This is a genomic window from Runella rosea, assembly GCF_003325355.1.
GTDB classification, from domain to species: Bacteria; Bacteroidota; Bacteroidia; order Cytophagales; family Spirosomataceae; genus Runella; species Runella rosea.
In genome coordinates this window covers 3,779,280-3,799,091 of the sequence record NZ_CP030850.1, presented here as the reverse complement: position 1 = coordinate 3,799,091, position 19,812 = coordinate 3,779,280, and the positions used below count along the sequence as shown (strand labels likewise).

The 19,812-nt window shown below is 46.3% G+C and carries 21 protein-coding genes; 7 read left to right on the top strand and 14 right to left on the bottom strand.

The annotated features are described in order from the left end of the window. The first annotated feature begins 70 nt into the window (after nucleotides 1–70). Together DR864_RS15875 and DR864_RS15870 are read left to right on the top strand one after the other, a co-directional pair. Nucleotides 71–1,591 carry a 4-hydroxyphenylacetate 3-hydroxylase family protein gene (locus DR864_RS15875; protein ID WP_205319114.1) on the top strand — a complete coding sequence of 507 codons (1,521 nt, stop codon included), beginning with the start codon at nucleotides 71–73 and terminating at the stop codon, nucleotides 1,589–1,591. A gap of 73 nt (nucleotides 1,592–1,664) precedes the next feature. Then, nucleotides 1,665–1,931, top strand: a complete 267-nt coding sequence (locus DR864_RS15870) for a hypothetical protein (protein WP_114067907.1) — start codon at nucleotides 1,665–1,667, stop codon at nucleotides 1,929–1,931. 104 nt (nucleotides 1,932–2,035) lie between these two features. Here DR864_RS15870 and DR864_RS15865 read toward each other — a convergent pair whose 3' ends face one another. Together DR864_RS15865 and DR864_RS15860 are read right to left on the bottom strand one after the other, a co-directional pair. Continuing rightward, nucleotides 2,036–2,533, bottom strand: a complete 498-nt coding sequence (locus tag DR864_RS15865; protein ID WP_114067906.1) for a hypothetical protein — start codon at nucleotides 2,531–2,533, stop codon at nucleotides 2,036–2,038. A 64-nt stretch (nucleotides 2,534–2,597) separates the two neighbouring features. Beyond that, nucleotides 2,598–4,277, bottom strand: a complete 1,680-nt coding sequence (locus tag DR864_RS15860; RefSeq protein WP_114067905.1) for a GH39 family glycosyl hydrolase — start codon at nucleotides 4,275–4,277, stop codon at nucleotides 2,598–2,600. Nucleotides 4,278–4,472: 195 nt separating this feature from the next. On the opposite strand from DR864_RS15860, the gene gcvP reads away from it, so the two are divergent. The 4 genes from gcvP (at nucleotide 4,473) to DR864_RS15840 (ending at nucleotide 9,615) form a co-directional block, all read left to right on the top strand. Next, nucleotides 4,473–7,352 (top strand): aminomethyl-transferring glycine dehydrogenase, encoded by a 2,880-nt coding sequence (gene gcvP / locus DR864_RS15855; protein WP_114067904.1) that lies wholly within the window; start codon nucleotides 4,473–4,475, stop codon nucleotides 7,350–7,352. Nucleotides 7,353–7,533: 181 nt separating this feature from the next. Next, complete coding sequence (locus tag DR864_RS15850; protein WP_114067903.1) at nucleotides 7,534–7,950, top strand: CBS domain-containing protein; 417 nt, start codon at nucleotides 7,534–7,536, stop codon at nucleotides 7,948–7,950. Nucleotides 7,951–8,010: 60 nt separating this feature from the next. Further along, nucleotides 8,011–9,321, top strand: coding sequence for a cryptochrome/photolyase family protein (locus DR864_RS15845; protein WP_114067902.1), 1,311 nt, complete (start codon nucleotides 8,011–8,013; stop codon nucleotides 9,319–9,321). A 51-nt stretch (nucleotides 9,322–9,372) separates the two neighbouring features. After that, on the top strand, nucleotides 9,373–9,615 hold the full coding sequence (locus DR864_RS15840) for a DUF433 domain-containing protein (RefSeq protein WP_114067901.1): 243 nt from the start codon (nucleotides 9,373–9,375) through the stop codon (nucleotides 9,613–9,615). A 27-nt stretch (nucleotides 9,616–9,642) separates the two neighbouring features. Here the strand turns inward: DR864_RS15840 and DR864_RS15835 are convergent, their stop codons facing one another. From DR864_RS15835 to DR864_RS15820, 4 genes are read right to left on the bottom strand one after another with little or no spacing between them, the layout of a single operon-like run. After that, nucleotides 9,643–10,320, bottom strand: a complete 678-nt coding sequence (locus DR864_RS15835) for a LytR/AlgR family response regulator transcription factor (RefSeq protein ID WP_114067900.1) — start codon at nucleotides 10,318–10,320, stop codon at nucleotides 9,643–9,645. 9 nt (nucleotides 10,321–10,329) lie between these two features. Continuing rightward, nucleotides 10,330–11,349 carry a sensor histidine kinase gene (locus DR864_RS15830; protein ID WP_114067899.1) on the bottom strand — a complete coding sequence of 340 codons (1,020 nt, stop codon included), beginning with the start codon at nucleotides 11,347–11,349 and terminating at the stop codon, nucleotides 10,330–10,332. Further along, nucleotides 11,346–11,759: a hypothetical protein gene (locus DR864_RS15825; protein WP_162793872.1), complete on the bottom strand. Its 414-nt coding sequence runs from the start codon at nucleotides 11,757–11,759 to the stop codon at nucleotides 11,346–11,348. The genes DR864_RS15830 and DR864_RS15825 overlap by 4 nt, the downstream gene beginning before the upstream one ends. 9 nt (nucleotides 11,760–11,768) lie before the next feature. Then, the gene (locus tag DR864_RS15820; protein ID WP_114067897.1) at nucleotides 11,769–12,518 is read right to left on the bottom strand and encodes a hypothetical protein; all 750 of its coding nucleotides are present in this window, start codon (nucleotides 12,516–12,518) and stop codon (nucleotides 11,769–11,771) included. A gap of 225 nt (nucleotides 12,519–12,743) precedes the next feature. On the opposite strand from DR864_RS15820, the gene DR864_RS15815 reads away from it, so the two are divergent. Next, nucleotides 12,744–13,859 (top strand): alkane 1-monooxygenase, encoded by a 1,116-nt coding sequence (locus DR864_RS15815; RefSeq protein ID WP_114067895.1) that lies wholly within the window; start codon nucleotides 12,744–12,746, stop codon nucleotides 13,857–13,859. A gap of 65 nt (nucleotides 13,860–13,924) precedes the next feature. Here DR864_RS15815 and DR864_RS30380 read toward each other — a convergent pair whose 3' ends face one another. From DR864_RS30380 to DR864_RS15775, 8 genes are all read right to left on the bottom strand, one after another. Next, nucleotides 13,925–14,626 (bottom strand): collagen-like protein, encoded by a 702-nt coding sequence (locus DR864_RS30380; RefSeq protein ID WP_162793870.1) that lies wholly within the window; start codon nucleotides 14,624–14,626, stop codon nucleotides 13,925–13,927. Nucleotides 14,627–14,736: 110 nt separating this feature from the next. Beyond that, nucleotides 14,737–15,129: a T9SS type A sorting domain-containing protein gene (locus DR864_RS15805; RefSeq protein ID WP_114067893.1), complete on the bottom strand. Its 393-nt coding sequence runs from the start codon at nucleotides 15,127–15,129 to the stop codon at nucleotides 14,737–14,739. 242 nt (nucleotides 15,130–15,371) lie between these two features. Beyond that, the gene (locus tag DR864_RS15800) at nucleotides 15,372–16,124 is read right to left on the bottom strand and encodes a hypothetical protein (protein WP_114067892.1); all 753 of its coding nucleotides are present in this window, start codon (nucleotides 16,122–16,124) and stop codon (nucleotides 15,372–15,374) included. A gap of 8 nt (nucleotides 16,125–16,132) precedes the next feature. After that, on the bottom strand, nucleotides 16,133–16,717 hold the full coding sequence (locus DR864_RS15795) for a hypothetical protein (RefSeq protein WP_114067891.1): 585 nt from the start codon (nucleotides 16,715–16,717) through the stop codon (nucleotides 16,133–16,135). Between the two features lie 122 nt (nucleotides 16,718–16,839). After that, the gene (locus DR864_RS15790; protein ID WP_114067890.1) at nucleotides 16,840–17,229 is read right to left on the bottom strand and encodes a hypothetical protein; all 390 of its coding nucleotides are present in this window, start codon (nucleotides 17,227–17,229) and stop codon (nucleotides 16,840–16,842) included. A gap of 42 nt (nucleotides 17,230–17,271) precedes the next feature. Then, the gene (locus DR864_RS15785) at nucleotides 17,272–17,907 is read right to left on the bottom strand and encodes a response regulator transcription factor (RefSeq protein ID WP_114067888.1); all 636 of its coding nucleotides are present in this window, start codon (nucleotides 17,905–17,907) and stop codon (nucleotides 17,272–17,274) included. A gap of 193 nt (nucleotides 17,908–18,100) precedes the next feature. Further along, complete coding sequence (locus DR864_RS15780; RefSeq protein ID WP_114067887.1) at nucleotides 18,101–19,189, bottom strand: ATP-binding protein; 1,089 nt, start codon at nucleotides 19,187–19,189, stop codon at nucleotides 18,101–18,103. 179 nt (nucleotides 19,190–19,368) lie between these two features. Continuing rightward, complete coding sequence (locus DR864_RS15775) at nucleotides 19,369–19,761, bottom strand: T9SS type A sorting domain-containing protein (RefSeq protein WP_162793868.1); 393 nt, start codon at nucleotides 19,759–19,761, stop codon at nucleotides 19,369–19,371. Between the last annotated feature and the right edge of the window lie 51 nt (nucleotides 19,762–19,812).

The window sequence follows — 19,812 nt, the reverse complement described above, 5'->3', positions numbered from 1 at the left end:
AGACTTGGGAAGTTTCGTACACTCACGAATACGAAACTTCCCAAGTCTATATTTATGGAGTTAAAAATCTATGATGTCTTCAACTATCAAAATCCAAACTTCCCAAGACTACTACCAAAGTCTCAAAGGCCGTAAACTGAAAGTATATTTGTTTGGGGAATTGGTGGAAGAACCTTCCGAACACCCCATGATTCGTCCGTCGGTGAATGCCGTGGCAGAAACCTACGATTTGGCGCTTCGGGAGCCTGAATTGGCGTCGGTGATTTCGCCTTTCACGGGCGAGCGCATCAATCGCTTTCTGCACATTTCGACAAGCGCCAACGATTTGGTCTTGCAAAATAAAATGCAGCGTAAACTCGGTCAAAATACAGGCACCTGCTTTCAGCGTTGCGTGGGGATGGATGCGTTCAATGCGCTGTTTTCGACCACGTTTGAAATGGACAAAAGCTACAAAACGCCCTATTACGAGCGGTTTGTGGCTTTTTTGACCGAAATGCACCGCCGCAATTTTGTCATCGGCGGTGCCATGACCGACGTCAAAGGCGACCGCAGCAAAGCTCCGCACGAACAGGCCGACCCGGATCTGTTTGTACATATTACCCGCCGTACCTCCGAAGGCGTGTACATCACGGGGGCCAAAGCGCACCAAACAGGCTGTCTCAATTCGCATTGGCTACTGGTCATGCCTACGATGCGGTTGGGCGAAAAAGACAAAGACTACGCCATCGTAGGCGCGGTACCCGTGGATGCGCCGGGCATTACGTACATCTATGGCCGACAATCATGCGATACGCGCAGCATGGAAGGCGGCAATATGGACGCGGGAAATGCCAACTTTGGCGGACAGGAAGCGATGGTGATTTTTGAGGATGTATTCATTGCCAATCCCCTGATTTTCATGGATGGTGAATACGAATTTGCGTCGATGTTGGTAGAGCGTTTTACGGGGTATCACCGTCGGAGTTATGTGTGCAAAAGCGGCGTGGGCGATGTGCTGATCGGGGCGGCGGCAAATATTGTGGAAATGAACGGAGCCGAAAAAGCGAGCCACATCAAAGATAAATTGGTGGAAATGACGCACCTCAACGAAACCATTTACGGCACGGGCATTGCGGCGTCGTACCAAGGCTATCCGACCGAATCGGGGGCGTATTTACCCGACGATGTATTGGCCAATGTTTGCAAACACCACGTGACGCGTTTCCCCTACGAAATCAGTCGTTTGGCGCAAGATTTGGCGGGTGGATTGATGGTTACGCTGCCTTCCGAGCAGGATTACAACAACCCTGAAACCCACGAACTACTGAAAAAATACCTTAAAGGCAAACCCAACGTGCCGACCGAAGACCGCTTCCGGATGTTTCGCCTCATTGAAAACATGACCTTAGGTCGCAACGCCGTGGGCTACCTCACCGAGTCCATGCACGGGGCCGGTTCGCCCCAAGCCCAACGAATTCAAATTGCCCGTTTGATGCAATTGGAATACAAAAAACGCTTAGCAAAAGTATTGGCAGGGATTGAAGTGGTTGATACAGATGCGGTGGTGGAAGAGGCAGGAAGTTATTTTGGACGGGTGTTTGAGTTGCCTTGAGTTTATATTTTATGGATAGGACGAACGAGACGTTCGCACTATCAGCAGATACCAGTATTAATATTAGAAATCAATGAAAATAAGCGACTGGGAAAAAATTTTAATCTCTATTGATTTTGATAAGCCGCAAGGAAGTTTTCTATTTAAAAACCAGACATTCCATTATAGCTATTTTGGGTTTAAATCATCCGGGATGGGGATTTTGATTATTTGGAATGTTTTAACGAAAGAAGCTTTCCGTGTGTCAAGGATGAAGATTCCTGATAATATTGAATTTTATGATTTAAACGATGAAGGAATTTACCATCAGATCGTTCCTGAAGACTTAAATTTCTCATAAGGAAGTAAAGCTTAATCCGTAGTTTCACAGACCAAGGCGCTGGGTTTGTTATGCAGTTTACTAATCCAATTTTCTCACATTATCGCTGGTTGATGGGGAATTGATCATATCTTCCCTTTTCTCCCAACAAAATATTGAACAGGTTTTTGTATCGTATTCATGTTGTCATTGAGAGAGATATTTGTTGACAGTACTTTTGTTAATACATTATAAATCTGCATTGAAAACGGGCTATCTTCAATTACTTCAGGTAATACTAACGTGTAAGACCAAACATTATCCAAGATAAATCTAATGTCATGAGTTGGTTTTCTGTCATTGTCAATGGATACTGTAATTATATCCTCGAATGATACTTTATCAGCAATTATAGAAAAACATCCTTCTTTGTCTTTATTAAGTCCATAGCCTATTGTATCGTCATTGTACATTTCAATATCTTTTGCTATGAAAAGCCAAATCTTGTCAGTTGTATTACCTTCGATACTTTTATCTATGATAGGATTTTCCCAAATCAATTTTATCTCATTTATTATACATTCTTCTAACTCAAAAAAGGATTTTTGAGAGTATATAATATAGTCGTAACCTGAAATTTCCATTTCTTATTTATTTTTATCGTATATATCCGAAGGCACAGACCAAAGTATAAGTTTAACCAAAATCTCACCACTCCAACGTCACCAACCCCACGCCTTGCCGAGGCAGCGTGGTTGAAAAGATCAATTGTCCGTCTTTCACGGTTTGGCGCTTGGACTCGCCGTATCGGGCTAATTGTCCCGCCTTTTCCAGTTCGGTGATTTGTTCCGCCGTAGGATTGGTCGGTGAGCCCATTTTTTTCCACACTTCGTAGCTGTTGCTGTGCTCATTGTCGATGCGGTACTGCGTGATTTTTACTTTTTTAGCTGGAATGTTTTTGAGGGTTAGGTCAACCGTGGCTGCCGTGCCCGCGACATCATCGTCATGATAATTCCAAAGCATCACGGCGGCCGTACCTTCGTCTTTGGTGGCCAATCCGCCGATGTCGGGTGTGGAGCGGCGAACGCTGGAATCCCGCACCGCGAGTGTGGGGTACATTAAATTCCCTTTGACGTCCACGCGTTTTCCGTTCATCATTCCAAACATTCGGAATACATTCAACACGGGTTTGTCCACGCCGTTGGTGGCCAAATCCCGAAATCCGTAGAACCAAGGTTGGTCTTCAAATTCAAACGACCACGAAACCGCGCCTTTGAAATTGACTTGGTGCAAATCAGCCAAGGCGTATTTTCGCGCAAACGAAGCCGCCGTGTAGCTCGAATACATGGTGCCGTTGCGGTAGGCATTTTGCGGGTCGGTTTTCATGCCGCAGGCAGCGCAGCCTTCGGGGTCAGATTCACCGATGATGATGGGCGTATTTTTGAGTTGTGGAAACGAGGCCACAATCTCAAAACCCGACGAAATATCCCGCAATTGCGTTCCCATGTTCATCTGTACGTGCCCGTTCACGAGTTTGGGCGCGCCTTTGGCGTGAAACGCCACAAAATCCAGGGGCGTACCGATTTTGCCCGTCACGTAGTTGGTGTCTTGGGTGCAGTGTTTCAAAAAGGTTTTTAGAAAATTACCCCCTCTGCGTCCTGCCGGTCCCGTTACGTGCGGGCCACCGATTTTGGCCGTAGGCAACGCCCGTCGAACCGCGTCAGCAGAGTAATCGTACAGTTTGCAATATTCCTGTACTGTGCCTCCCCAATAAGGGCTGTCGGGTTCGTTCCACAATTCCCAATACCAGCTTTCCACTTCTTTTTGCCCATATCGCGCCACCGAATGTTTGACCCACTGATAGACCAATTCGGCCCATTTTTTATAGTCTTTGGGTGGGTAGGTCCAGCCTGTATAAATGGTGTTGTAAGGTTGGCCGGGCACCCAATTGTGTCGATAGGGTTGCGGTTTGGTCGAAAGTGCCTCGGGCATAAAGCCGATTTGGGCAAGCGGTTTCATACCGCGCTCGATGTAGGTATCAAATATTTTATCCACGATGGTCCAATCATATTTTGGATTTCCCTGCGCGTCTTCGGTGTAGGCATTGGTCGAACCCCATTTCAGCGCTGGCGTTCCGTCGCCGGTGGTGAGCAGGTTGTGGGCGCGTACGTATACGGGTACGGGGCTGAGAGCGGCGATTTCGGTCAACAATTTTTTGCCGTCTTTCATGTAGGTATAATTCGGCTCGTCGTAGCCAAACCACGCCCAGGCGGGTTGCATGGGGCCGATTTCTTGGCTGAAATCAACCGTGATGGTGGCTTTTTGTCCCCAACCACTTATGCAGCAAAACCACAAAATCAAAATTCTGGCGAAGGGTATGTTTTTCATTTTTTTTAGTATTACTGAAGACAGAACGTAATGACGGCTCAAGTAAGCCTTTTTGCCACTTTATTTATTAATAAGCAGGATTGAATAAACTTTACTTCCTGAATTTTGTTTTTCCAAGAAAAGAAGGCAACAAGCGGCCTCTTTTTTGACTATTTTTGCGAAAATTTACACTCACATACCGCTCTGATAAATCGGATGAAAATCAGTCTTCACCAACAAGAATCCTTCGAGCGCCGTCACCACGGCCAAAGTCCCAAAGATTTACAGGAAATGCTGAAAACGGTCGGCGTAGCTACGCTCGACGAGTTGATAGAGCAAACGGTGCCGGCGGCTATCCGCTTGGCCCAACCGTTAAACTTACCCGCACCGAAGTCAGAATCTGACTTTTTGAACGATTTGAAAAAAGTAGCGCGTCAAAACCGCATTTTTCAATCTTACATCGGAACTGGTTATTACGATACCAATGTACCCAATGTGATTTTACGGAATATTCTGGAAAATCCCGCTTGGTACACGGCGTATACACCTTACCAAGCCGAAATTGCGCAGGGACGTCTTGAGATGTTGCTCAATTTCCAAACGGCGGTCATTGACCTGACGGGTATGGAAATCGCCAACGCCTCGTTGTTGGATGAAGCCACCGCCGCCGCTGAAGCCATGACGATGCTCCACAGCCTTCGCCCGGCGGCCAAGAAAAAAGCGGAAACGTTCTTTGTGTCGGACCGTTGTCATCCACAAACCATTGATTTGATCTATACCCGTGCTACTCCATTGAATATCAACGTAGTAGTGGGCGACCATACCAAGGTAGATTTGACCGACCCTGCCATTTATGGAGTGTTGGTGCAATATCCTGCTACCGACGGTGAAGTCATTGATTATACCGATTTTATCGCTGCTGCGCACGAACTGAATATTTTTGTGGCCGTTGCCGCTGATTTATTAAGCCTTACTTTGCTAAAAGCACCCGGTGAAATGGGCGCCGATGTAGTCGTAGGTTCGGCCCAGCGTTTTGGGGTTCCGATGGGCTACGGTGGCCCGCACGCAGCGTTTTTCGCTACAAAAGATGCCTTTAAGCGTCAGATTCCAGGCCGTATTATTGGTGTGTCTATTGATGCCGAAGGAAATCGGGCGCTACGTATGGCGCTCCAAACGCGCGAGCAACACATTCGTCGCGAAAAAGCGACTTCCAATATTTGCACCGCTCAGGTGTTACTTTCGGTCATGGCGGCGGCTTACGCTGTCTATCACGGACCCGAAGGTTTGAAAGCGATTGCTTCCAAAATTCACGGATTGACCAAAGCATTTGCCGATTCGGTGTCGCACATGGGCTATGAAGTGTTGACCCAAAACTACTTTGATACCGTTACGGTAAAGGTGCACAATGCCGATAACTTGCGCGAAGAAGCTGAAAAACGTTGGATTAACTTACGTTACAGCGCCAATGGGCACGTAGGTGTTTCGTTTGACGAAGTAAAGTCATTCAGTGATTTGATTGCTATCTTGGATTTGTTCGCCACGGCTTCAGGCGAAGGCGTGGAGATGACGGTTCCGAGCGAAGTGGACGTAATTTTCCCCGAGAATTTGGCCCGTCAGTCGGATTATTTGACGCACCCCGTCTTCGGCACATACCATACCGAGCACGATATGCTTCGTTATTTGAAGTCATTGGAAAGCAAAGATTTATCGTTGGTTCATTCCATGATTTCGTTGGGTAGCTGTACGATGAAACTCAACGCAACGGCCGAGATGATTCCCGTTACGTGGCCTGAATTTGGCAAAATGCACCCTTTTGCCCCCGTAAATCAAACGGCGGGTTATCAATTGTTGTTCAAACATTTGAACGATTGGCTGTGCGAAATCACGGGCTTCGCGGCCATGTCGCTGCAACCCAACTCGGGTGCGCAGGGCGAGTACGCAGGCTTGATGGTGATTCGGGCCTACCACGAAGCGCGCGGCGACAGCCACCGCAACGTGGCCTTGATTCCGTCGTCGGCGCACGGCACCAACCCAGCTTCGGCCGTGATGGCGGGCATGAAAGTAGTGGTGACCAAATGCGATGAACGCGGAAACATCGACGTAGCCGACCTCAAAGCCAAAGCCGAGCAGTACAGCAACGAATTGGCGTGTTTGATGGTGACCTATCCTTCGACCCACGGCGTATTTGAAGAAAGTATTATTGAAATTTGCCAAGTTATCCACAATCATGGTGGACAAGTATACATGGATGGGGCAAACATGAATGCGCAGGTAGGCTTGACCAGCCCCGCCACGATTGGCGCGGACGTTTGTCACCTCAACTTGCACAAAACATTCTGTATTCCTCACGGCGGCGGTGGCCCAGGTATGGGACCCATCGGTGTAGCCGCGCACTTGGTGCCGCATTTGCCAAGTCACGTTACCCTCACCGACGGAAAAGCGGCGGGGGCGGTTTCTGCCGCGCCTTATGGTTCTGCCAGCATCCTGACCATTTCGCATGCTTACATTGCCATGATGGGAGGAGAAGGCTTGACCAATGCCACCAAAATGGCGATTTTGAACGCCAACTACATCAAGCAACGCTTGGCGGGAGACGGCCAATTTGAAATCCTGTACACGGGAGCAAACAACCGTTGTGCGCACGAAATGATTGTCGATTGTCGCCCGTTCAAAGCGGCGGGTATTGAAGCCGAAGATTTGGCCAAGCGCTTGATGGACTACGGATTCCACGCGCCAACCTTGTCGTTCCCGGTAGCGGGTACGCTGATGATTGAGCCAACAGAATCGGAGTCAAAAGCAGAATTAGACCGTTTTTGCGATGCTTTGTTGAGCATTCGTGCCGAAATCCGCGAAGTGGAAGAAGGTATTGCCGATAAAGCCGATAACGTTCTGAAAAACGCACCTCATACGGCCCGTGTGGTGTTGGTTGAAAACTGGGAACGTCCGTACAGTCGCGAGAAAGCGGCCTTCCCGCTTCCGCATTTGCGTTTCAATAAGTTTTGGCCAAGCGTAAGCCGCATTGATTCGGCCTATGGTGACCGTCACTTGGTATGCGCATGTGTGCCGATTGAAGAATACGCGCAGGCAGAAGCATAATCAAATACAACCAAATTTTTGGTTGTTGATAACTGACACCAATTAATAAATCCCTCGGTTGTTTTGACGGTCGGGGGATTTTTATTGAAAATGACAAAAAGCATTTTTTTGGGATGTTATTGGTCATAAAGTATTTGGTGGGAAATGGTGAATATTGAACATCACAAAAAACAATTTCCCAATGAAAAGAAGAGAACCAGTTTCGCACATCATGACCAAAAACGTGTTCACCGTTAAAATAACCGATGATTTACACGAAGTAATTGAATTAGTTAAAAAGAATCACATTCGTCACTTGCCCGTTTTGGACGGGGCAGAAGTGGTAGGAATCATAAGTAGCACGGACATTAATCGGCTAACATTCAGTTCGTTGTTTGAGAATCAAGAGGGCGCCGACGAAGCCATTTTAGAAATGCTTTCTATTCAACAAGTGATGACCCAAAAACCGCGTACGGTGGAGGCTTCTCTGAGCATTAGAGAAGTGGCCGAAATCCTTACGACCGAAGAATATCACGCTCTACCAGTGGTTGAAAATGGTCATTTGGCGGGCATTGTGACTACCACCGACGTGATAAAATATATGCTGGAACAATACTAGCTTTTAAAACAATCTACCAAACGGCGTGGTTTGTAGCAATACAAATACGCCGTTTTTTTTATGCATACTCCTCTTACGCTTTTTTGGTTTCGTCGCGATTTGCGCTTACACGACAATGCAGGATTGTATCACGCACTTAAATCAGGCCATCCAGTTTTGCCCGTGTTTATTTTTGATACCGAGATTCTGGATAAATTAGAAGATAAAAAAGACCGTCGGATAGAGTTTATTCATCTGGCCATTCATAAACTTCAAACGCAATTAACGCAACTCGGCAGTACACTCATTGTAAAATACGGCAAGCCCTCAGAAGTATGGCAGCAGCTTTCGGACGAATACTACATCGCTGAAGTGCATACTAATCACGATTACGAACCCTACGCCCTTGCCCGCGACAAAACCATCGGTGAATTTTTGAACGCTCGAGGTACGGCTTTTTACACGCACAAAGACCAGTGTATTTTTGAAAAAAGCGAAATATTAAGCGGTGCAGGAACGCCCTATACTGTTTTTACGCCTTACAGTCGCAAGTGGAAAGAAACGGTTAATGATTTTTACCTACGCTCGTACCCAACTGAGACGTATTTTGAAGCTTTTCTGAAAACGCAGCCGTTGGAAATTCCTTCGCTCGAAAGTATGGGATTTGAGGCAGTGGGCCAGCCGTTTCCGGGGAAAGAAGTCCGAAAAGAACTTATTGAAAACTACAAAGAACGTCGTGACATACCGTCGATTCCAGGCACTTCTCGGTTGAGTGTACACTTGCGATTTGGAACCATTTCGATTCGGGAATTGGCCCGTAAGGCCCAAACGCTGAATGAAACCTTTCTGAACGAACTCATTTGGCGGGATTTTTATATGCAGATTCTCTGGCATTTTCCGCACGTAGGGCAAGGAAAAGCCTTCCGACCCGAGTATGATAAAATTGAATGGCGACATGATGAAGCGCAATTTCAGGCATGGTGTGAAGGCCGTACGGGCTACCCGATTGTGGACGCTGGAATGCGCGAACTCAACGCAACGGGTTTTATGCACAACCGCGTCCGGATGGTAGTGGCGAGCTTTCTAACCAAACATCTGCTCATTGACTGGCGTTGGGGCGAAGCCTATTTTGCCCAAAAACTTCTTGATTTTGACCTTTCGGCCAACAACGGCGGCTGGCAGTGGGCATCGGGTTCGGGGACGGACGCCGCACCTTATTTTCGGATTTTTAATCCTACATCTCAAACCCAAAAGTTTGACCCTCAACTTGTCTATATTAAAAAATGGGTTCCTGAAGTTAGCAGTTTTGGGTACCCTCAACCCATCGTTGACCACGCTTTTGCGCGGGAAAGGTGCTTGAAGGTATATCAAAAGGCGTTGAAGGGCCTATAATTGTTCTATCATTTCGTTTGTTTAAATTGCGTAAGCAAACCGATTAAAAGAATGAAAATCAAGGATATTATTACGATTGACCCAGAAACATTGGGCGGCACGCCTGTTTTCACGGGAACGCGTGTGCCGGTGTGGTCGTTGTTTGTACATTTAGAAAAAGGAGTATCACTGGAAGAGTTTTTGGATGATTTTCCGACCGTGAAGCATGAATATGCAGTTGCTTTATTGGAAATAGTACAGCAGACATTTTCTTCCGAAAAGACAATCCGTCAGTTATATGAAAGTGCTGCTTGATGAAAATGTGCCTTGTAAAAATCCCCTTCACTTCAGCAGCCGCTCTTCCAATGCTCCCTTATAGCTCCCCGCCAGCGGAATGGTGACATTGCCTACCGTCACCTGATGGCGTTCCATTTTTTGTATGGCGTTGAGCGCCACCAGATACGATTTATGAATCCGTAAAAAGCGGTCGGGCGGCAGCTGGGCCAGCATTTCATTGAGCGTCATGCGGGTCGTAACCTTGCGGGTGCGTTCGTGAATAAACAGAAGGTTGGTGTCCGACTGAATGTACAGAATTTCATCCAAATTGACCCGTACCCAATCGTAGCCGTCTTTGACAAAGATACCCGACGACTCGCCCGTCTTTTTGGAGTATTGCCCTAAGGCACGGTTGCAGGCCTGCAAAAAACGTCCGAATTCGACGGGTTTGAGCAGGTAATCCAGCGCGTGCAGGGCAAAACCCTCCACGGCATAATCGGGATAGGCCGTCACAAAAATGATGTGTGTTTTGCTGTTATTGAGCAATCGGGCAAAATCTGTTCCGAGCATATCGGGCATTTGTACATCCAAAAACAGCACATCAACGGCGTTTCGGCTCAGAAAGGCCAAAGCTTCCGCCGTACTTACAAACGTGTGTGTAAGGCTGATAAAGGGTACTTTTTCGGCGTGCCGGCGCAGGATTTCGAGAGCGGCGGGTTCATCATCAAGGGCAATGGCGATCATGGTTTGAAATCAGTAAAGATTCAATTGTAAATGTATTTCAAAAACGCTGTTTTCTTCTTTTATCTTCAGCGTGTGTCGGTGGGCATAGAGTAATTTCAGGCGTTGTTGTACATTGGCGATGCCTACGCCGTGGCCTTTGCGATGGGCTTCCTTTGCAATTGTGCTATTTTGAAGATAGAAATCAAGGGTCTGATTTTCAACGTATAGCTTCATACGAATAAAACATGGGTGCTCCATACTGATGCCGTACTGAAACGCATTTTCCACAAAGGGAATCAACAGCAACGGGGCGATTCGGGCAGGCTGGCCGTCGTAGTCAATGTGAATATCTAAGCGAATGCTGTCATGCTTTGGCAATCGGGCGCGTTGCAGGGTGAGGTATTTGTCCAAAAAAGCCAATTCACTTTCTAGACTGATATACGGTTTGGCTGATTCCTGCAAGGTAAAGCGCATGATACCCGCCAATTGTTGTACTAAATCAGCAACGGTGTCGTTGTGGGCTCCAGCGGCTTCGTTGTAGATCGTATTGAGTGTATTAAACAAAAAATGGGGGTTGATCTGCGATTTCAGCGCGGTCAGTTCCGCTTCCGTTTTTTGTTGCTGTAACACCAACTGCTCCCGACGCGCCCGAAAAGCGTCGGCTATGTAGCCAAAACCGATGATGATTCCCACTAAAACCAGCGTAACCAAACTGTTTTCGTCCACAAATTCGAGCTCTCTATCTTGACGAAACTGAAGTAGTTCAAACACAAGCCAGGTGAGGGCCGCTATCCACGTCCAATACCACCAGCGTTTTTCGGAGGCTAAAAACCACCACCGAAAAGGACCGCGATAATTGAGCCAGCCCAATACCCAAACCCCGGCCACCAACAGCACATAACTCGCCAGAAATTTGCCGAATCCGCTCAGGTTTTCGCCATCGTTGCCGAATTGCGCTTTCAGGCTACCGTACAGTAAAAACCCAAGATAACTGCCGAACGCGGCCGTCAACAACAAAAAAACTAAACGGCTGTAAGGGAAGGGTTTCATTCGATTTGTTTGAGGGCGCTGTTGTCTGGTTTCAATTTAACCATTTCTTTGGCCGCTTGGTCAACAGCGGTACGTTTAAAATAGAGGGCATTGCTCAGGTAATCATAGTCGACAATGCCTTTCAAAAAGACCGTTTCGTTGGCATTGATGGTAAATATCATGCTTTTCTTTTCGGTAATAAAGTCGCCTTCGGTCTCTACCCTGATCTTTCCCGCTGGGACTTCCAGCCGAAAGTATTCGTTATTGCTGAACCGTTGCGTAACCACCTGACTGTTTATTTTGACCGTAAAGTCTGAACCAAAATAATCTTTTCTTCGGTACAGTACCACTGTTGCGCGTTCGGCAGAGGGCGGCTCTTCTCCAAAACTGGGAAAGTAAAGCCAAAGCAGCATAATTGTTCGGAGTTTCATAACTGTAAATCAGACTTTTGATTTCCGTTTATGGCTTTTGCTGATGACAAATATGCTTTGGATAAATACCTGATGTATCCGGTCAACGGGAGCATTGGAAAGGCTGATATTATTGTCGGTTTTCCAGGGCACAGTATTTATTCCCAAACGGTATCCTATCCGAAAGACCGAGTTCAGGCTGACGGGGCGAGTGGGTCGAATGGTTCGCTCCAGTGAAATCTCAAAAAAAGTGTTTCGGTGTACTAACGCGGGCGATTGCCCAACGATGGGCGTAGAAAGGAGATTGTTAAAGGCCAGTGTTTGGGAGGCATCGGTCGTATATACGCTGGCGGTGGATTCAACCCTACCCACGCCTACGTTAATAAAATACTGACGGTTTCGCTCAAAAAAAACGGCGTAGCCAGCATTCAGCAAGTACGCAATATAGCTCCCAGTGACTTTGGTTTGTTTTTTTGTATCGCTTCCTGGAAGACCATAGATTGCTTCCACCCCAAACTTATAACGACCTTGTTGCAAAGCACCGCCGTAGGAAGCGATGGTGTTGAATTGGACAGCCGAGTAGCCCACCCCCTGACTTTTAAACGCCTGCCTTAGGTGGGGATAATGCGTTACGTTAAAATTGATAAACGGCGCTCCGATGTATATATGCGAATGCCGTTGAAATTCATCCGGATCGGGAATGCTCACCGAGTCCTGCTGGGCGTGGGTTTTGAGAAACATGCTCAAAAAAATCAAAGAAAACAGATGTAGTAATTTCATAAATGTTGTAAAGGTTTTTTTTAATAATTTCAAAAGTTTTCAGGGCTGTCAACAGATTTGCTAGTTAGACGATACAAATCAACTGGCTGATGGAGGCTTTTGCAAAGGTTTGTGGTCAAAGCGGCGGAGTTTGTGGGCAAAGTGAAGGACTTTGAGGTGATTAGATTGTTTTACAGTAACTTTGGATAAATAAGCACTACTTCAACACTTAGCCAAAGACGAACGATGAGCGCTTTTAAAAAACTCGGTTTTTTGTCTATTTACCTCATGATATTGCTGTCAAACGGCATTTTTATATTGACCCACGGCCAATTTACGTGGACGGGTGTGCTGTTTGCCTACGGTTTGGTGCCGCTTGTGGATGCGCTGATGGGGAAGGATAAAAACAACGCCGGCAAAGAAGATTTTGAACGACTGATGAACGACCGTTTTTTTGACGGAGTGGTGTATTCGTTGGTGTATGTCCACCTGATTCAATTGGGCTTGGCCGTATTTGCCATCCTGACCTATGAGATGACGCTCTTTCAGTGGATAGGCTACGTGCTTTCGCTGGGGATTTTTGCGGGAACGATGATAAATGTAGCCCATGAGTTAGGCCACCGCAGCAGTAAAATGGCGCAGTTTCACGCCAAACTTACGCTCATGACGGTGTGCTACATGCACTTTTTCATTGAGCACAATCGCGGCCACCACGTGTGGGTAGCCACTCCGCACGATCCCGCCACGGCCCGCAAAGGACAATCATTGTATGCGTTTTGGTGGCAGAGTGTCACGGGGAGTTTTCGGAGTGCTTTGGCGATTGAGAAACGATTGCTGGATAAAGCCAAGGTTCCGTTTTGGAGTATCAAAAACAATATGATTTGGGCGATAGTGTGTCCCTTGCTCTTCTGCGGTTTGTTGACCGCCCTGGGCAGTTGGCAAGTTGGGCGTTTGGCCTGGGAGGTAATTCCGTTCTTTTTCGGTCAAAGCCTTGTGGCCTTTTTATTGCTGGAAAGTGTCAATTACATTGAGCATTACGGCATTGTGCGTCGGGAAACGGCCCCCGGCAAATACGAGCGCGTTAACCCGTTACATTCCTGGAACGCCAACCATCTATTCAGTAATCTGGTGCTTTTTCAACTTCAGCGGCACTCCGACCACCATGCCTACGCCTCGCGGCCGTATCAGGTGCTGCGGCACTTTGATGAAAGTCCGCAATTGCCCTTCGGTTATCCGCTCATGATCCTGATGGCTTCCGTGCCGCCGCTCTGGTTTTCGGTCATGGATAAGCGTTTAGAAAAATGGCAGGGCTATGCCTATGATTCGCAGCATATTGCGCAGGTGGTGCGGGAGATGGTGTAGCAGTATTAGATATAAAAAAAGCCACTTCATTAGAAGCGGCTTTTTGATGTCATTTTTAACCTAACTTAATCTTTCAAATTCAACGCTGCTTTTACTTCGGCGTAGTTTTTCCAATCAATGGCGGCCAAACGGCCGTTGGCTACCCCGCCCGGAACAATAACATAACGATATAATCCATTCCCGGGGACACCAAAAGTACCACCTGCGGATACGAGTTGTGTATTAGCCACTCGTATTGTAATGATTCCTTCCAAAATCGAGAAGCTGTAGGTCATTGTGATGGGGACACCATTGCCCGCTACTGATTGCGTATTGTAAGGCAAAGCCTCAGCATTGGTAAAGGTGGGGTTAGCGCGATAGTAAATCATCACCATACCTTTGTCAACAATATCTTTAGTTACTTTTGGCTCGGGGTTGGTAAGAAGCCAACTTGGAAAATTGGGGGTAGTGGCTGTCGGGAAACTTTGAGTAATCCAAGGACGTTCACCTGCTCCATTTCCCGGATACGGACGGGCAATCCAAGTCGAATAAATAACATTGGCTGTACCGGTTGGCCCCTGTGGGCCTGCTTGTCCTTGCGGACCCGTTGGTCCCTGCGGTCCAATGGGTCCGTTTGGTCCCACGGGCCCTGTTACACCGATGGCCCCGTCTTTTCCAGTTGTGCCTTGTGGCCCTTGTGGGCCTGTTTCTCCCTGGGGACCTTCGCAGGCCAAAAAACAAATCGCCATTAACAGGCTGCTCATTGCAAGTAATCGATTGATTTTCATTTTTTAAGTGTAAGGTTTATGACTGATTTAACATTGCAAAGTTGAATCGAAATCCCTTCGGCTGTGCCCGCCAATTCGGGGGGCTTTAGAGGCTTTTTTTTGATTGCCCGTTAATTCAAACACAGGATTTGATTGGATAAAATGGGGGTTGCCAAAACTGCCTGTTCTTTGACGATGATTTTTGTCACCATAGGCTGCTTTCCGTCTGACAAATTGATGTGGTACTTGCCGTTGGCCAACTCGTTCAGATTCAGATCAAAACGGTGTTGGGTGGTTTGTTTGGCCAGTTGGTCGAAATAGATCAGGTTCTGATTTTCGTCATAGACCGACAGAAAGAATTTCTTCCCGTATTCTTTGCTGACCGCAACCCGAACTTTGAAGGTACCCAGAACGGGGTAAATCGAAGCGGAGAAAGATGGCGTTTCTACGGTTGACTGGGCTGTGGCCTGAATGTAAGCCGTCATTATAAAAAGGAAAATGAGGGTAAAAAGGGGTGTTTTCATGGTTGTGTTGTTTAAGAGTTATTAATAAAGTTGGGTAAGTGTGCCCCATGCTACCCGTTGAGGTGCATGGTTTGTATAGATCAAATTTCGACATATTTCAGGCGCACCGTTGCCGCCAATTTGGGTGGTATTTCAAGGCCTAGAAATAAAAAAAGCCACTCCCGAAGGAGCGGCATTGGAAAGAGAAGTATTGGTATTGAAGTTGGTTGCGCTAAAATAGCTTTATATTAACCGCATTTACTTTAGTTAATAGGAGAGTCCGAAAGGTGAATAAGTCTGGCGTATTTGGCTTGGTAGAAGGCATATGCAAATATAAATTGTGCTAGTACGCTGATGGCATTTCTAGCTATAAGAAATTTTGCGTAAAGTACATAGTCAGTTAGATATAGTTTGTTTCCTGTAGTGCTGAAAAACAGACTCAATAGGTTTACCAAAAGAATGCCGACACTTATCCAAAAATAGGGGGTTTTGGACAATGGAATACCAAAGGGAGTTTTTGCCAAAAAGAAAAGATAAATCATCGGTATACTAATTAAAAATAGGCTCAACATCAATGGATTAAGTGTGCCATGGACTCTGAATCCTTCGATAAACAAGTAATTGATTACAGCAGTCAGTGCCAATCCTATTGAAATAAGCCATACGATGTTGTAAGCTTTTTTTTCATAAGTTGATAACAATGAACTGTAAAACCAGCCTATCAGTAAAAAAGTGGGTAATTGGGATGTAATCTGTAGAAAATTAGTATCACTAATCTGCCATTTGTTCAGATACGGTACCCAAAAATCTTGGTAGCGAGTGACTACTTCAATAAATAATAACTCAAAACTGGCGGATACAACCAGTGCTAAACGTGACCAGAAAAAAATACGCAATGGCGACGTAAGTAAACGCCAACGGGCTACCGCTACCACAAGCGGAATAACCATAGCAGCGGTAGTGATTTGCCCTAATACTACAATCAAGTGAGTGTAAAACTTTTCATCGTTAGGCATAGCAGTTCTTAGTTTGCCGGGATTTTAACACCCGTAGTAGGATTGCCGCCTCCTCCACTTGGATGAGGATAGGGTAGGTCTTGTGTTATGGTAGAGTCTACTACAATCCCTTGGTTGGTAAGCTTATAAAAAGTGAATAGCATATAGATTTTCGCATTGCTATCTTCGCAAAGAGTGGCTCTCAGTCCAAGAATGGCGGCTTTTTCCTGTCCCTTGTGCCGATTGTATAACTCTTCAAGTATAGGTTTACTCACTTGGTATTTGATTTGACTTCCAAAAGGGATACTTGATGCAATTCGGTTCTTTTGGAGGCTCTTTAAGGTATGTATAACTGGTTTGTTAATGATAGAGTGCGAAGGCATGATGGGCTCATCAGGTTGGGGAAGAACAAAATTGTGATTAAAATTGGTAAAGAGAGGAGAAGAAATGTTACTGACTGTGATCTCAAGTTTTGATTTGAAAGGAGCGAGACCCGCCCAAAGGCTGTCTAAATCTATACTGAAATACTTTGTATCAGTATCGCCCCAAAAAGAAAGAATTTCTATTAATACTTTTCGTCTTAGTCTAGTTGAATTATAAACAATTACTGTCATAAAAATAAGTTTGTTAGAGGTTATTGTAATGAGTTAAATTAGGGTCATTGCCTATCAATAGCTTTGGAGAATGTTTTAAAAATTTTGAGGAGAAGTGGGCATTGTTTAAAACCGAAATCCACTCACTCCCCAACCTCTATTTTACGCAGCACTAACCCTGACCATACGGCCAAAACGACTCCAACGAGGACAATGCCCCAGGCTTGGTTGTTTTCGACGCCGTTGAGGATAGCGTGGATATGCACAATGGGTAAAATAATGTCGCCTACGAAGATCAGTAATAAAATGCCCTTCAAGGCGCGGGAGGGAGCGGCGGGTCTGATGTACCAAAGGCAAACCGTAAGGGCCAAAAGCAGGGAGCCGTACCCCCGCATCAGTACCCATGTGGCATCATTGGCGGTTTCGGGATGCGTGAGGTAGAGGTCGGCCACGATCTTTGGAGCAAGCAGCATCGGGATGGCAAATAATACCGCCGTGATGGCATTGAAGGTGAATAGATTTTTAGTGTTCATGATTATAGAGGTTTAGGATAAAAGTGATTCTCTCGTAATGCCTCACACCATCCTCCCCTCAATGGCCTTGGCTACGGCTTCGGGGGCGGAATTGACGTGGAGTTTTTCGTAAATATGCTTAACGTGCCAATGCACCGTATGAAAACTCAGACTACAGGCGTCGGCTATCATCTTGTAACTCATGCCTTTGACCATGCAACCCAGAATCTCCCGCTCGCGGTCGGTGAGGGATACGTAGGTCGGTTGGGTTTTGACAAATTGACTTTGAAACATCCGCAGCACCTTGGCTGCAATGGACGGGGTCATCCAAGCACCGCCGCCGTGAACATCCACGATGGCCTGTAACATCACTTCCGGGTCGGGATTTTTGAGTACGTAGCCGTTGGCTCCCGCGCAGATGGCCGCAAATACGCGGTGGTCATCGTCAAACACCGTCTGCATGAGCACCTTTGTGTCGGGGAGCGTCGCTTTGATTTCCTGCAAGGCTTCAATGCCCGAAATGCCCGGCATCTGAATATCCATCAGGACCACGTCGGGTTTGTAGCGTTTGATTTTGCCCACGCAGCCTTCGGCATCGCCAAACGAAGCGCACATAAACACCTCGTCAGAGCCGGCCAGATACAGCGACAGACTTTGGCGAAAGCTTTTGTTATCCTCAAAGAGTACGACGCGAATCATGGGCTTGGGAGTCAGGAACAAAAAGAAAACCGTTAAAGCCAAATGCGACTTTTTGGTATGTCTTTTTTGTCGGTTGTTAAATGTAGAATATTATGATTGATACTTCGTTACAAAAGTCCCGAAAGTTATCAAACGGTCATCCCCCCAATTTGGGTAGCGCCGTCTTTCCTTGAATAAGTAGCGTCAATGAGGGTTAAATGGAGATGACGGTGACGGCCAATTGGGTGCCTTCACCTGTTTTTGAGTCCAGTTTTACGTCCATAAAGCTCTCGGCCGCGCGTTTTTTGTAGTTTTTGAGGCCGTTTCCTTCGTAGCGTTGGGTAGCGTCAAAGCCTTTACCGTTGTCGGCGATATTCATCAACAGTTCCTGTCCGTTCATTTTGAAGGTTATGCTTACTTTGCTGGCTTCGGCGTGTTTGAGGATGTTATTTAAGGCCTCCTTGAAAATGAGGTAAAGGTTTTGCCGTTGCTCCATGCTTAGCTGGAGTCGGTGGGTCTCGGTGGCAGAAAGTTGATTATTAAAATTCAGCGAAATATCCTGTGGAGTGAGCAATTGAAACGCCAACGAACGCATTTTTTCAAGCAACTGTTCCACCGAATCATTACTAGGATTGAGCGTCCAGACCGTGTCGCGGATGGTTTGGATGGTTTCTTCGGAGTCGGTTTTGATTTGTTGTAAAATCGAAAGCATTTCGGGGGCTTGTTGGCCGTATTTTTTCTCTACCAAGCGCGTCGAAATGGCAATGCTGCTCAGGGTCGCGCCCACTTCATCGTGGAGGTCGGCGGCGATGCGGTTGCGGAGACTTTGCAGTTTGAGCTTTTGGCGAAAATTATACAGCAGAAAAAAGTAAATTGCCGCGCCCGCCAACAGTAACACATACACAGCTACGGCTGGCCAAAACCACCCTTCTTCCGTGATGCTTTCTTCTACTTCAAGCGTGATTTGAGCGGGCTTTGACCATTGTCCGTTTTGCTGTACTTGTACCCAAAAATAATACTCACCGCCTTTGAGATTGTTGTAGCGTGCAACTGGGTAGTTTAAGGTAACTGTATCGGAGTCTAATCCAGCCGTGTAGTAGCGATAGGTACAATTGCAGGGTTTCCATTCGATAATTAAATCATTTTCCAGAGCGGCTAATGCTAAGGTATTTTGGGAGGTGAGCGTTTTAGCCTTTCCTTTTGAAATAACGGAGATAATGCGTGGCTTTTCCTGAGCCACGGCTTGCAGAATTACGGTAAAAATCAATCCCCACGTCCATACTCCAATCGTAGTTTTATTCATGGTTTTGAAAAAACGCAGAAGGCTTAGCGTTATGCTAACGCAAAATAGGGTTTTTGGAGAACTTTCTTAGACTTTTTCCTTCCTTCTACGGAAAACTTATGCTTATTTGAAGATGTACTAAAAAAAGCACCATGGCGCTGAGGATATTCCTTCACCCGGCCCCATGATGCTCTAATTGGTCAATTCACACACAAAATTTGATTCGATAAGATGGGCTTTGCCAAAACCACCTGTTCTTTGATGATGACTTTGGTCACAACGGGCTGTTTGCCATTTGATAAATTAACGTAGTATCGGCCGTTGGCTAATTCTTGCATGTTCAAATCAAAACGATGCTGCGTTGTTTTTTTTGATAGTTGATCGAAGTAAATCAGGTTTTTCTTGTCATCAATGATAGACAGAGAAAATTTCTCCCCGTATTCCTTGCTGATCAAAATTCGAACTTTGGAAGTGTTGACTACGGGATAAATCGAAGCAGTAAACGACGGTGTTTCTACGGTTGACTGTGCCATAGCCTGCGAGTAAATACCCATTCCGAAAAGGAGGGCGATGCTAAAAAGAAGCGTTTTCATGTTTTTGTTGTTTAAGAGTTTATTAATAAAGTTGGGTAAAAGTGTTCCGCC